Raw genomic sequence first — 13,731 nt, 5'->3', positions numbered from 1 at the left:
TAATACCTCCTAAAATTCTTCCATCCTTCTTATTTTTCCTTAATGTTATAATTTAATACTTGAACTTATAAAGTTTCAATGATATAATCTAGTATGTTAAAAACGAACTCGAACGCAGATTTCCCCAAAGCTGCAAAGAGACCCTATAAAATTATTAAGGGGGTGAATTTAGAATGGCAAATATTAAATCAGCAAAAAAGAGAATTAAAGTTACAGAAGCTAAGACTGCTCAAAACAGAATGATAAAATCAGCTTTAAAAACTGCTATAAAGAAGTTTGAAACTGCTGTTGCTGCAAATAATGCAGAAGAAGCTAACGTTCTTTTCCCTAAGGCTGTTAAAGCTTTAGACATGGCAGCTCAAAAAGGAGTATGTCACAAGAACATGGTAGCTAGAAAGAAATCAAGATTAGCTGCAAAGTTAAACGCTATGGCGTAATCAAATAAGAAGCCGGTCCACTGGACCGGCTATTATTTTACATAATTACTTTACCATAAATATATTAAAAAGCATAAGTTCCATCTCCATAGTTTTATCTATACCAGACGTTTTTAGCTTATTTTCAGTTTCTAAACAAATTTCCATTAATCTTTGCAATTGCTTTACAGTAAATTTATTGCATTGGTTCACAAGCTTTTCGCATATAAAAGTTGGCAATTTATATTTACTTGCAAGATCATTTATATTAAGCCCATTTTGGCTAAGTATCTTAATTTCATATAATCTTTTGAAATTATTTTCTATATTACTTATTATTAGCATATGTTGATCGCTTTTAAATAATAATTCATCTAGTAAATCAATTGCTTTTTCTGCTTTTCTTTGAGATATTAAATCAATTAAATCAAATATATCATCTTCACTAGAATTAGCTATAAGTTTATCTATATCTCTTTTAGTTATTTGTTTCCCATTAGTATAAGAAATAATTTTATCTGCTTCTCTCTTAATTATATCAAAATTATTTTGGACTTTTTCAGCAAAATATCGTGCTTCTATCTTTCCTATTTCTTTGCCATTAGCTTTAAATACTTCTTCTACCTTTTTATAATATCTGTCTTTTTTAAGCCTATCAAAATAAACTACTTTAGAAACTTTATCTAGGGATTTTAATTTATTATTTTTTTTAGGAGTATCTCTTTTATCATTAAATAAATAATACATTATTAGCACTGTATAAGGTGGTAAATCCTTTAGATATTTTAATACTTCATTATAAATTTTAGTGTTTGCACTATCTGTTTTGTCCTTTAAAAATGCTGCTCTATATACAACTACAACTTTCTTATCTCCCATAAAAGGCATTGTTTCACAAGCATTCATAATTTCATCAAAATTTGTAGTTAATCCATCTAACCTTATATAATTTAAATCTAATAAGGATTTGTCTACAGTATTATTTACAATTAAATTTATTCCTTCTTTTATAAGTTCCTCATCTAAACCACAAAAAATATAAGAATTTTCTATTTTATTTTTTTTAACTTCACCTTCTAGTGCATCAAAATCTATCAAATTAATCTACCTTTCTTTAATTAAATACTAAAATCTTATTTTCAAGCAAAATTATCTTACTATAATTGCTCAATTTAAAATCTATTATATCATAATTAGAATCATTTTTCCCTTTTGATATTTTAAGTACATAACTCTTATTTCTTCCTTTTAGTATAATATCTTTATTGTATTTTAACATTTGATAATTATCATTTATTCTTATATTATTAAAATCTTTATATGAATTTTGTGATAAAGTTACTATTTTATATTTTTCCAAATCTACACTTTTTTTCAGAGCAATTATACTTCGTTCTCCTTTAAAGCTTATTGCTATTATTCCATCTTTATAATATTCTATCTTAGGAAATGGACTATATACTAACATGTAATAATAGAAAATTAGTATTAATGGAAAATAAATAACTCTTCGATAGCCTTTATAATAAAAATAACATGTAATTGAAATAATAATATAACATATAATTACCATTTCATTTAAATATAAGGCATTTGGAGTTATATTTAGTAACCATTCTGTTGATATATCTATAAATAGTGTTACATAATAAGTTATAAAAGCTATATAGTTAAAAAGAGTATTGAATTTAACTAAAACAGCTAATAAATTTCCTAGTACAACTACTATATTTATTAAAGGTAATAGTATTAAATTTCCCATTAGAAATCCCAAAGAAAACTCTTTAAAATATATTATTAAAATTGGAAATGTAAAAACTTGTGATGATAAACAAATAGATATTCCTTCCCTTAAAAACTTTGGAAACTTATATAACTTTTTATTTATTGATTTGTTAAATAGTATTATCCCAAGAGTAGCTAAAAAACTTAGTTGAAACCCTACTTCGAAAACGCTATATGGCTTATATAAAATTAATACAACTCCAGCCATAGATAATGATGCAAGAGGATTATAATTTCTTTTTAAAGGAGTTGCTAAGCCCATAAATAACATCATTATATATGATCTTACAGTTGATAATGCAGCACCTGTAAATATTACATAAATTATAGAAACTATAGGAGCAAGTTTACTTCCAAATATCCTTTTTAATATTGAGTAAACTAGAACCATATGTAGCCCTGATACAGAAATTGCATGAAGTACACCTAAATTCTTCATATCCTCCTCATCATCTCTATCTAAAAAATCTGAGTATCCAAATGATATAGATGTAACTATTGCTGCTCTTCTATATCCCAATTTTTCCTTTAATGAATTAAATATATCTTCCCTAATTCTATATATTTTTCCTTTTAAATCAACATCTAATTTCTTAAAATCATCTACTTTAAACTCTCCTATTACCCCTTTTTCTTGATTTATTTCTTTAGTAAACTTTCCAGTTATTATAAGCCTTTCACCTAATTTAGCATTTTTTAAATTACCCGATAAATATATCTTTCTTTTTGATACTTCAGCAGTTGCTCCGTACGAATTAATTGATATTATTCTTACATTTTCTTTTTCACCGATCTCTAAATTATAGTAATAAATATTATTAATTATTGGTATTGAAAAGAAAGCTATAAGTATAATAGTTAACTTCAAATTTATTTTGAATATTAACATTATAAAAAAACAGCTAGCAATAAGTATTGCTAGCCCAATATTTCTATTTGAAATTACAAATATATAACTTGATAATATAAAAGTAATAAATATATATGGTAATATATTTATTTTTTCTTCATAGTTCAAATGGCAACACCTCATTAATAATTTTTACCATTTTTTTATAATTAAATCTCCTAATAAAAAAATAAATATTAACCACGATATCACAATAACAAATATCATTGAATAGGTAAATTTAGTTATCATAATTAATATGAATAAAGATACTATATAAATTAATATAGTTAATATTAATAGCTTTACTCCTTTTAAATTTCCTTTTTTAAATATTTGACAATTAATTAAGGTATCTATAATCAGCATTACTCCCATTAAAGAAAATCCTATTATGTCATAATTATCTTTTATAAAATAAATTGCAACTCCAGGTATAACACAAAATAATATACCTCTTAAAACTACCTTTTTCCCTTTATAAACATCATTACCATATATCATATTTATAAGTATTATAGGTGAAAGCATTAAAAAGTTCATTAATATAATAAAATACTCGTCTACTACCGTTCCGCTTGTTATAAAATATTTTAAATTTAAAAATACAATTTCGCATAGCATAGCTATTGTATATATACTTATTCCTCTTTTTATTCCATCTTCTACTTCAGCATGTTTTTCTTTTAATTTAAAGAAAGCTTTGATACTACTTTTATAAGTATATATATCTCCCATTTTTTTTAGTAACATTGATAACTTACCTTTAACTATTCCAACCCTTGCTAAACTTATAAGAGAAATATCTCCTAAGGTTTCTCCCTCAATAGAAAACTTATATCCATCAGTATGATATAATGATATAATTTTATTCTTTTGTTCCGGATTTAGTTTACAATAAATCCTCGTTTTAGAAACAACTTTAAGCATTTCCTCATTACTTAAAGATTCTAATTCAACTCCTGTAGTTATCTGTTCTAATGACGATATAAGACCTATTTTCTTACCAAACATTTCAGAAGCTATTTTATTATCTTCAGTAAATATAATTGGTAAGACACCCTGCTCCATAATATTTTCAATATCATCAACTACATCATCAATTAACGGATTCTCTAAAGCTATAATTCCAACAAACACTAAGTTACTTTCTATATTTTCAAATTCTGAAGGCTCATAATTAAAACTTCTATATGCAAATGCTTCTGTTACTAATCCTTCCTTTGAAAAATTTAAATCTGCAAGTTTAATCTTAATTATATCCTCTGGAGAAATTTCTCTTTCTATTCCATTAATAAGAATGTGAGTACAACAATTTAATACCCCTTCCAAACTTCCTCTAGAATTTGCTCTATATCCATTTCTATTTTTATTTACTGTAGTTATAATATTCTCATTAGAGTCTCTTTTTATTTGGAACTTCCTCTTATTTTTACTCTCTAAGTTACCTTTGAAAATAGAATTTTCAACACCATATTTTACATATGCTACTTCAAACATATTTCCTTTTGACCAATTATTATCACTATTGTACTTTGCATTATTACAAAGTATTGATATATCTAAAAGTCTTTTGATATTTATATCATTAATATCTATTGCATTAGATTTATAAATTTGTTCATTTGTATATAATTTATCTAAAAATAATTCCTTTTTAGTTATAGTTCCAAGCTTATCTAAAAAAAATATTTTTACATCATTAACTAAATCTAAAGCTGAAAAATTTGTTAGTTCAATATCGTCTTCTTTCAAAATTTTTTCTTTTATGTATTTTCCATAATATGTTGCTATAAGCGGGATAAATATACAAATTGTCGCAAATATCTCTTGACTAAATAGTTGTTTTTTGTCAATTAATTTCCCAGGAAATACAACTATAAAAATTGCTTGTACAATAATTAAACATAATGCAAGTTTAATTAAAATTTCCTCTACTTTTTTTATAGTAATATCCTTTTTGCTATTTGAATCATCTATTATTCTTATTAATTTTCCTAATTGTGTATTATTCCCAATTTCTACAACAATACCTTTTCCTGAACCTTCTTTAACTAAGGATCCTCTAAAAAGAATATTACTTATTTCACCAATAGATAATATTTCATTATCTAGCTTTGTTGAAAACTTATCCTTTAAAAATCTATCTCCAGTTACATTACTTTCATCCACTTTAAGATTTTCACTCTCTATAATTCGAATATCAGCTGCAATTATGGAATTTTTTCTAAAATAAACTATATCTCCTTTTACTAACTCTTCTGCTTCTACTAGCTTCTCTACTCCTTCTCTTAAAACTAGCACTTGAGAAGTATTTAAATTTTGTAAAACTTCTATTTCTTTTTCTTTAGAAACTTCATGATATAACTTAAACCCTAAATTAAATAATAGCAAAAATATAGTTAGTACACTAACTATGTAAAATTTATTAAATAAAAAAAATCCTATAAATAATAAATATAAATACAAGTATTTTTCTTTTAAGATGTCTAATGCTAATTTAAACATTCCTCTAGAATGTGGAAGAGAAATTTTATTATTCCCACCCTCTTCTTTTCTTAAATTACAATCATATTCATAAAGCCCCTTATTTACATTACTCCCAAGTGAATTTACCACCCTTATCCAGCTATTCCCATAATAACTTTTCATTTTCCTCCTCCTACCTCTAATAATTCGCCATTTATTACTATCATTTTTTAAGTTATTTTAATTATATCATTTTTTATATTTAACTAAAAAAAGAAAAACCTAACACTTATAGTATAAGTTGTTAGGATATTTTTTTAAAGTATTAATTTCTAATATTTTCTATAAACTATTAAGATTTTGTTTTTGGATTAAATATTAATGCCATTATGTATCCAAAGAAAATTGCAGCTGTTATTCCTGCTGCTGTTCCAGTTATTCCACCTGTAAAAGCGCCTATTAATCCTTTTTCTTCAACGGCTTTTATAGCACCTTTTGCAAGTGAGTTTCCAAAGCCAGGCAACGGCACTGTCGCTCCAGCTCCACCTATTTCTACTAATTTATCATATATTCCGAACGCACCTAATATTGCTCCAACAGTTACAAAGATTACTAATATTCTTGCTGGTGTTAACTTTGTTGTATCCATAAGAATTTGTCCTATTACACATATTATTCCACCTACGATAAAAGCATTTAAATACTCCATACTAGTTTCCCCTTTCTATTTTTCTTTAAATTCTATTGCTACAGCATGTGCTATTCCAGGGATACTTTCTCCTTGTAAAGATGAGGTTGTACTCATAAGAGCTCCTGTAGAAATTAATAAAAGATTTTTTATTTCTTTTCTCATTAATTTTTTATAGAAACATCCTGATGATACCACAGCTGAGCATCCACATCCACTTCCACCTGAATCTGTATTTTGAACTGTATCGTCATATATCATATCGCCACAATCAAAATAATTTTCTCTTATATCATATCCATATTCTAATAGTAATTTACATGTTATTTCCTTACCTACTTTACCTAAATCTCCTGTTGCAATTACATCGTAAAATTTAGGATCTCTACCTGTATCCTTGAAATGCCTTGCTATTGTATCTACTGCTGCTGGTGCCATAGCCGCTCCCATATTATTGGGATCTTTTATTCCATAATCTTTTACAACTCCTGTTGTTATATATGTCACTTCTGGAAAATCACCACTTTTTCCAAGAACCATAGCACCTGAACCAGTTACTGTCCACTGAGCCAATGGACTTCTTTGTGACCCATATTCTAAAGGAAACCTAAATTGCCTTTCCGCTGAACTAAAATGTGATGAAGTAGATGCAACAACATAATCTGCAAATCCTCCGTCTATCATCATAGAAGCCACACTTAATGATTCTGACATAGTGGAGCAAGCTCCATATAATCCAAAGAACGGTATATTTAATTTTCTAGCTGCAAAAGATGAAGATGTTATTTGATTTAATAAATCTCCAGCAAATAAATAATCTATATTCTCTTCTTTTAATCCAGCTCGATTTATTGCACTTGTTATTGCTGTATACATCATTTCGCTCTCAGCTTTTTCATAGCTTTCTTTTCCAAACATATCATCATTTAATATTTCATCAAAATATTCCTTCAAAGGTCCTTCACCCTCTTTAGGTCCAACAATAGAATATGTTGCTATTATTTTAGGAGGGTTTTGAAGTTTTACGGTTTGCTTTCCAACTTTTTTTATATTTAAATTATTAGTACTCATAGTGATGCCCCTTTCTTATCTTAATAGTTGTATAAGATAATAAATAATACCTATTATTACAGAACTTCCTATACCATATACTAACACTGGCCCTGCTATAGTAAACATTTTAGCTGCTACTCCAAACACGAAACCTTCCTTTTTAAATTCTATAGCCGGAGCAACAACAGCATTTGAAAAACCTGTTATTGGAACTACTGTTCCTGCACCTCCAAAAGATGCTATTTTATCATATATTCCTACTCCAGTTAATAAAGCTCCTAAAAATACCATAATTATTGGTAACAACATTTTAACTTCTTCTTCTTGAAATCCATATTTAACTAGAAGCGTTTGAAAAATTTGACCTAAAGTACAAATTGCTCCTCCAACTAAAAAAGCTCTTGCACAATTTCTTACTATTTTAGGCTTTGGATTTGTCTGATCAGTAATAGTTTGAAATTTATTTAATATCTGTTGTTCACTTGGTGTCTTTTTTTTAGCCATAATATTACTCCTTTCTAAATATGTATAATTTTATTATTCCAATAATAATAAATATAACACTGGAATATACTTCAAAATTTTTTCAATAAAAAAAATCTTTTGACATAACTTCAAAAGATTTTTTACTATACATTATTCATTTTTTCTTTCCTTTATTATCATTTGTAATTTAAGTGTAATTTAAGATTTTTCTTTATTCTTGTAGTTTTTGTTTCATTAAAACTAATACTTTCTTTTCAATTCTAGATACTTGAACCTGACTTATACCAAGCATTTTCGCAACTTGAACTTGTGTTTTATCCTTAAAATATCTAAGCATTATTATTTGTCTTGCCTTACTATCGAGACTTCTTAGTGCTTCTTTTAATGCAATCCTATTTATCATATCACTATCATCTTCACCTTTTTCACTTAGTTTATCTATAAGTAAAACCGGGGCACCATCATCTTGATGAATAGTATCATATAAATATTGCATACTAGCAGAAGATTCTATAGCAAATAGTATTTCTTCTTTATCTACTCCAGAAAACTGAGATAGTTCTTCAATAGTTGGTTCTCTATCTAATTTTTTAGTTAGCTGCTCTTTGTCAAAATGTAATTTTCTAGCTAAACTTTTTACATTTCTACTGACCTTTATTATTCCATCATCTCTAATAAACCTCTTTATTTCTCCTATTATCATAGGAACTGCATAGGTAGAAAACTTTACATTAAATTTGTCATCGAAATTATTTATAGCTTTAACTAAACCTATAGAACCTATTTGAAATATGTCTTCGTAATCATACCCCCTATTAAGGAATTTTTTACTAATGGATGATACAAGAGGTAAATTCATTTCAATGACTTTATTCATAGCATCTTGATTACCTGCCTTGGCTAGAGGTATTAATTGTGAATTTTCTTCATAATTATACGCCTCTTTTCTTACACTTCCATTTTCCATATACTTCACCTAACTTACTGTGTTGAATTTCTTCTTCATTACAACTTTAGTTCCTTTACCTTCTTCGCTATTTACTTCTAAGCTATCCATAAATGTTTCCATAACTGTAAATCCCATCCCTGATCTTTCTAGCTCTGGTTTTGAAGTATATAATGGTTCCATTGCTTGCTCAACATTTGTAATCCCTCTACCAAAATCTTCAATACTTATAGTTATTTCATCTCCACTTATAGTAGCTTCTATTTTGATTATGCCCTCTTTTTTGTTTTCATAACCATGTATTATAGAATTTGTTACAGCTTCTGATACCGCTGTCTTTACATCTGTTAATTCTTCTACTGTTGGGTCTAATTGGGATACAAATGCAGCAACTGCAACCCTTGCAAACCCTTCGTTTTGGGATTTACTCATTAACTCTATACTCACTTTATTATCTACCATTTTAAACCCCTCCATTAAATATTGACTACAGCTTCATCTATACTGCTATATACATCAATAATTTTATACATACCTGATATTTCAAAAACCTTATTAACAGTTCTATTTATTTCTGCTACACAAAGTTTTCCATCCCTGTTTTGCATTTTCTTGAATCTTCCTATTACTACACCTATTCCAGAGCTATCCATAAATGTTACTCCATTAAAGTTTAATATAACTTTTTTTATATTATCCCTATCTATCCTATCATCTATTTTAACTCTTACTTCTTCAGCACTATGATGATCTAATTCACCCATTAGGCTAACAACTAGTTTGTCTTCTTTTTTATCGAATTTTAGATACATACAAACTACTCTAAAGTCTTCCTTTAGAGCACCCACCTCCTCAATAGTTATTTCAAATATTTTCCTTCTTTTTCCATAATTTTAACATACTATTTTATTCATAGTCAAATAAAATAATAACTTTTTATCTTATTACTTTTAAATTAATAGAAAATTTTGGTGTTTTATTTATTATTTCATATAAACTTCATAAATTAATTCAATATATTATATAATTTTTTCTAAATTGGCTCGCGTTTTGTTAGCCCATTTAGAAAAAAATTAATATGGAAGTATAAAAGAGGGTAGCGAAACGCGACCCCCTTGTAAAAATTAGATATTAACTTTTTAAAGGTACTAAAGATTTACTTAAATTTAAATAAATTAAATTCTATATTAAAGTAAATTTCTGAAACTAACACTTTTTCTTATATTTCTATTCCTCTTTTTTCTCTATAACCTTTTTATATTTTTTTAGTTCTGATTGTAAGCTTGTATAAAAATCCTCTAAAGATTCTCCTTCTTCTAATATTAAAGTTTCTATTGCGTCATCTAGATTATCCATAGTATATATATGGAAATCTCCATTTTCTATAGACTTCTCAATTTCTGGTATTAATATTAATTCATCCTTATTTGAAGAAGGAATTAAAACTCCTTTATTTTTAACTGTATCTAAAAAATCACATACTCTATAGAATCCTTCAATTTTTTCATTAACACCTCCAATTGCTTGCACCTCACCTAATTGATTTATAGATCCAGTTACTGCAATTGTTTGCTTTATAGGCCTTTTGCTTAATGAAGATAAAATACATATAATCTCTGCTACTGATGCACTATCTCCATCAACTAACCCATAAATTTGTTCAAAACTCAAATAAAAATCTACCGGTATTTCTTCATATGGATTAATTATATTATTCAGTAATCCCTTTAATATATTTATTGATTTTTCATGTATTTTTCCACTTAGTCTACTTTCCTTATGAATATCTACTATTCTTCCTGATCCTTTATGAGATACGCACGTTATTCTCATAGGCTTTCCAAAAGAATGATATCCAGTATCTAAAACGGCTAGTGCATTTATAACTCCTACTTTTTTTCCTATAATAGATATTAAAATTTTATTTTCTTTATAAAGTTTATCATATTCATTTTCTATTCTTTCTTTAACATATGCAATATCTACTATATCTTTAGATTCTATCATTAATGAATTTCTCTTTTTGGCATTATCATTAGCCAAAATCATTAATTTTTCTATTTCAGTAGTATCTATATTTATTTTAGTCTTACTATTTGCAGTTCTTGATAAATATTTGATGATTTCATTTACTCCATCCTCTGTAATAGGCATAAGATTATTTCTCTTTACCTTATCCTTTATAGACTTGTTTATATAAGCTGTAACATTATCATTAGTCTCTACAATAGGATTAAACTCAGCTCTTAGTGGAAATAACTTTCTGAAATCTTCATCTAAACTGTATAATGTATCATAAGTCTCTTGATCACCTATTAAAATCACTTTTACATCTATAGGTATTGGTTGTGGCTTTAATCCACTTATTGATATTACTTCCACATATGATTTTGAAATATCATATGTTATTTTGTTAGTTATAAGGGCTTTTTTCAAATGATAATATGAATATGAATTATTAGCAAGTGAACTTACTCTAACAATTAAACATCCACCATTTGCTTTTAATAAAGTTCCTGAGTTTATCAAGGATATATCAGTCGTATACACACCATTATGGTTTTCATACTCTATAAACCCCATTAAATTGTTTAAATTTGGATCCTCTTCATAAATAACAGGTGGCGTAGATCTTAAACTATTGTCCACAAGTAAATGTATATCATACTTATTTATAAGTTGATAAAGTTGTTCTTCATCTTCTTCAATATCCATTGTATAACAACTTATAATTTCTTTTTCCATGGATATAAATAATTTTTCTAAATATTCATAAGCTGCATCATCATCTATAAACTCAAGTAAAACCTCATCCTTATATCCCTCCATTTCATTTGCTAGAAAATCACTATATATTTCTTTTAACTTTTTTATTGACTTAGTTTCTATGTCTTTTAATTTTCCTAAAACTGCTTCTGCTTTTTTCTTTAAAATAGATGCCTTAGCCACAATAGCTTCTTTTTTGTTTTTTTCTAAATTATCATATTCCCTTTCGCTAATTACTTTTCCACTTATTAATGGAATAAAAGCAAAACCTTTATTTGTAACCTTTACTTCAAAATCTTCCTTCTTTGCCATCTCCATTAATTCACTTATATAATCATTTCTCTTACTTTGTATTTCCTCTATAAGTTCATCCTTTTCATCTTCAGATGATGCATTATAGAACTCCTCTACTATTTCTATATAATTATTTCTTATTTCTTCAACTGCGTCCTTCAGCTTTTTACCATTACCATTGCTAACAAATAATACTTCTGGCTTCTTATCATCCTCTAATGAAACATAGCAAATGTCTTTTGGAGGTTCCAGATATTTATACTGCTCCTCTATATAACCTTGCAGCTTCTTCAGTTTTTCCTTAGAAAATGAATCGATTAAATAAAGATTATAGCCTTCTTTATTTATATTAAGAGCTCTTCCAATCTTTTCATACTCACTATCTATTTCAGGAATCTTTGTTACACTGCCTTTCAGATCACTTTCCTTGAATTTAAAATTAAATTTTACTTCTTGTGAAGTTAACTCTTTTCTCATATATTTTCCACTTTCAAATTGCTTTAGCAATTATTAAGAAGCAGTTTCCCCCCTTTTTTTAGTATTTACTATATAGATATTCTTAATATGCTTGTTTAGGGAATAAATTTTTCTAATTTAATTATTTTTTTATATATATTATATTAAATATATATGAGAATTTATTATCTATCACCAATACTTTCTTTCTTCATAATTATATATTTTTTGCTAATGTCTAGTTATAAAACAATAAAAGGCCTGTATTTTTCTTATTACAGGCCTTTTGTCTATTTTTTTATAATTACATTAGTTCTATAAACTTATTTACTACTTCTTCTGCATGTTTATAATCTTGTTCTGATGGAACAAAGCAGAATGATAAACCTGGCTCAACTACTTTAAGCTTTAAATCTTTTAGTCTTGCTGTTAGCATTCTTACGCCTTCTCCGCTCCATCCATAAGATCCAAATGCTAATGCCGGCTTTCCTCTATTTATTATAGGATTAACTAAGGATAATAAATCCCAAGATGGTTTAACTGCATCTTGATTTATTGTTGGTGATCCAACCATAAATCCTCTTGCTCTTTCTATTTTTGCTATACTTTCTTCTAAAGGAATAGTAGTTATTTCTGTTACATCTACATCATATCCTCTTGCTTCTAGCTTTTCCTTCATAAAGTTAGCCATATTTTCAGTATTTCCATATGCAGAAATATAAAATATTTCCACCTTATTTTTATCTACTTCTACTTCTGTTGCCCATTCTTTATAAAGGTTTAAAATCTTATCAATATTAGCAACATGAACTGGTCCATGGCTAGGCGCGATACATTCTATATTTAAATCTTTTATCTTTTCTAAGCCCATTAATACAAATTTTTTAAATGGTCCCATTATACAATTAAAATAGTATTCCATTTCAACAAAATAATCTTGATTTAAACTTTCTGTAATTCCGCCTTCTGGACAATAATGAGATCCAGTAAAATCACATGTAAATAATAAGTTTCTTTCTTTTACATATGTGAAAATAGTGTCTGGCCAGTGTAAATTAGGTGAACTTATAAATTTAAGACTTGTTTCTCCAAGTGAAATTTCTTCCTTAGCTTCTACAGCATTAAACTCTCTATTTAATATATTTTTCAAATAATTTAATGCAGCTTTAGATGCAACTACTTTTATTTCTGGATAATCTTCAATTAATCTTATAAGAGATCCACTATGATCTAATTCCGTATGCTGAACTATTACATAATCTACTTTTTTATTACCAATTACTTCTTTTAAATTATTTTTAAACTCATCATAAAATCCAGTTTTAACAGTATCTACTACTGCTACTTTTTCGTCATTTATTACGTAAGAGTTATAGGTTGTTCCTTTTTTTGTTTCCATTATTATATCAAATATTTTTAAATCCGGGTCTTTAACCCCTATCCAATATATATTATCTTTTAACTTTTCCTGTAACATATCCCT

12 protein-coding genes are annotated in these 13,731 nt (G+C 27.0%); 1 reads left to right on the top strand and 11 read right to left on the bottom strand.

The genetic code is table 11. The features are described 5' to 3' along the window. Positions 1 to 173 precede the first annotated feature (173 nt). Positions 174 to 437, top strand: a complete 264-nt coding sequence (gene rpsT, locus J2Z25_RS14585) for a 30S ribosomal protein S20 (RefSeq protein WP_008677290.1) — start codon at positions 174 to 176, stop codon at positions 435 to 437. 45 nt (positions 438 to 482) lie between these two features. Here the strand turns inward: rpsT and holA are convergent, their stop codons facing one another. The 11 genes from holA to J2Z25_RS14530 all read right to left on the bottom strand — a co-directional run bounded on the left by holA (position 483) and on the right by J2Z25_RS14530 (position 13,725). Next, positions 483 to 1,514 (bottom strand): DNA polymerase III subunit delta, encoded by a 1,032-nt coding sequence (holA, locus tag J2Z25_RS14580; protein ID WP_209741112.1) that lies wholly within the window; start codon positions 1,512 to 1,514, stop codon positions 483 to 485. Positions 1,515 to 1,530: 16 nt separating this feature from the next. After that, a complete protein-coding gene (locus J2Z25_RS14575) occupies positions 1,531 to 3,090 on the bottom strand; it encodes a ComEC/Rec2 family competence protein (protein ID WP_245173411.1) in 1,560 nt (519 codons plus the stop codon). A gap of 153 nt (positions 3,091 to 3,243) precedes the next feature. After that, positions 3,244 to 5,742: a P-type ATPase actuator domain-containing protein gene (locus tag J2Z25_RS14570; RefSeq protein WP_209741110.1), complete on the bottom strand. Its 2,499-nt coding sequence runs from the start codon at positions 5,740 to 5,742 to the stop codon at positions 3,244 to 3,246. Positions 5,743 to 5,911: 169 nt separating this feature from the next. Next, positions 5,912 to 6,268, bottom strand: coding sequence for a stage V sporulation protein AE (gene spoVAE / locus J2Z25_RS14565; RefSeq protein ID WP_008677283.1), 357 nt, complete (start codon positions 6,266 to 6,268; stop codon positions 5,912 to 5,914). 15 nt (positions 6,269 to 6,283) lie between these two features. Next, positions 6,284 to 7,318, bottom strand: a complete 1,035-nt coding sequence (gene spoVAD, locus J2Z25_RS14560; RefSeq protein WP_008677282.1) for a stage V sporulation protein AD — start codon at positions 7,316 to 7,318, stop codon at positions 6,284 to 6,286. A gap of 15 nt (positions 7,319 to 7,333) precedes the next feature. Next, positions 7,334 to 7,804, bottom strand: coding sequence for a stage V sporulation protein AC (gene spoVAC, locus J2Z25_RS14555; RefSeq protein WP_008677280.1), 471 nt, complete (start codon positions 7,802 to 7,804; stop codon positions 7,334 to 7,336). A 193-nt stretch (positions 7,805 to 7,997) separates the two neighbouring features. Continuing rightward, entirely contained in the window at positions 7,998 to 8,753 is a 756-nt protein-coding gene (gene sigF / locus J2Z25_RS14550) for an RNA polymerase sporulation sigma factor SigF (protein ID WP_008677279.1), read from the bottom strand. Between the two features lie 9 nt (positions 8,754 to 8,762). After that, positions 8,763 to 9,194: an anti-sigma F factor gene (gene spoIIAB / locus J2Z25_RS14545; RefSeq protein WP_008677277.1), complete on the bottom strand. Its 432-nt coding sequence runs from the start codon at positions 9,192 to 9,194 to the stop codon at positions 8,763 to 8,765. A gap of 14 nt (positions 9,195 to 9,208) precedes the next feature. Continuing rightward, positions 9,209 to 9,544, bottom strand: coding sequence for an anti-sigma F factor antagonist (gene spoIIAA, locus J2Z25_RS14540; protein ID WP_035284999.1), 336 nt, complete (start codon positions 9,542 to 9,544; stop codon positions 9,209 to 9,211). Between the two features lie 415 nt (positions 9,545 to 9,959). Further along, on the bottom strand, positions 9,960 to 12,269 hold the full coding sequence (locus tag J2Z25_RS14535) for an AAA family ATPase (RefSeq protein ID WP_209741109.1): 2,310 nt from the start codon (positions 12,267 to 12,269) through the stop codon (positions 9,960 to 9,962). 283 nt (positions 12,270 to 12,552) lie between these two features. Beyond that, the gene (locus tag J2Z25_RS14530; protein WP_209741108.1) at positions 12,553 to 13,725 is read right to left on the bottom strand and encodes an FprA family A-type flavoprotein; all 1,173 of its coding nucleotides are present in this window, start codon (positions 13,723 to 13,725) and stop codon (positions 12,553 to 12,555) included. Positions 13,726 to 13,731 lie beyond the last annotated feature (6 nt).

Origin of the sequence: Clostridium tertium, assembly GCF_017873245.1 — a bacterium.
Taxonomy (GTDB): Bacteria; Bacillota; Clostridia; order Clostridiales; family Clostridiaceae; genus Clostridium; species Clostridium tertium.
Note: the sequence above shows the minus strand (reverse complement) of the source record. Positions and strands in the feature narration are given on the sequence as shown.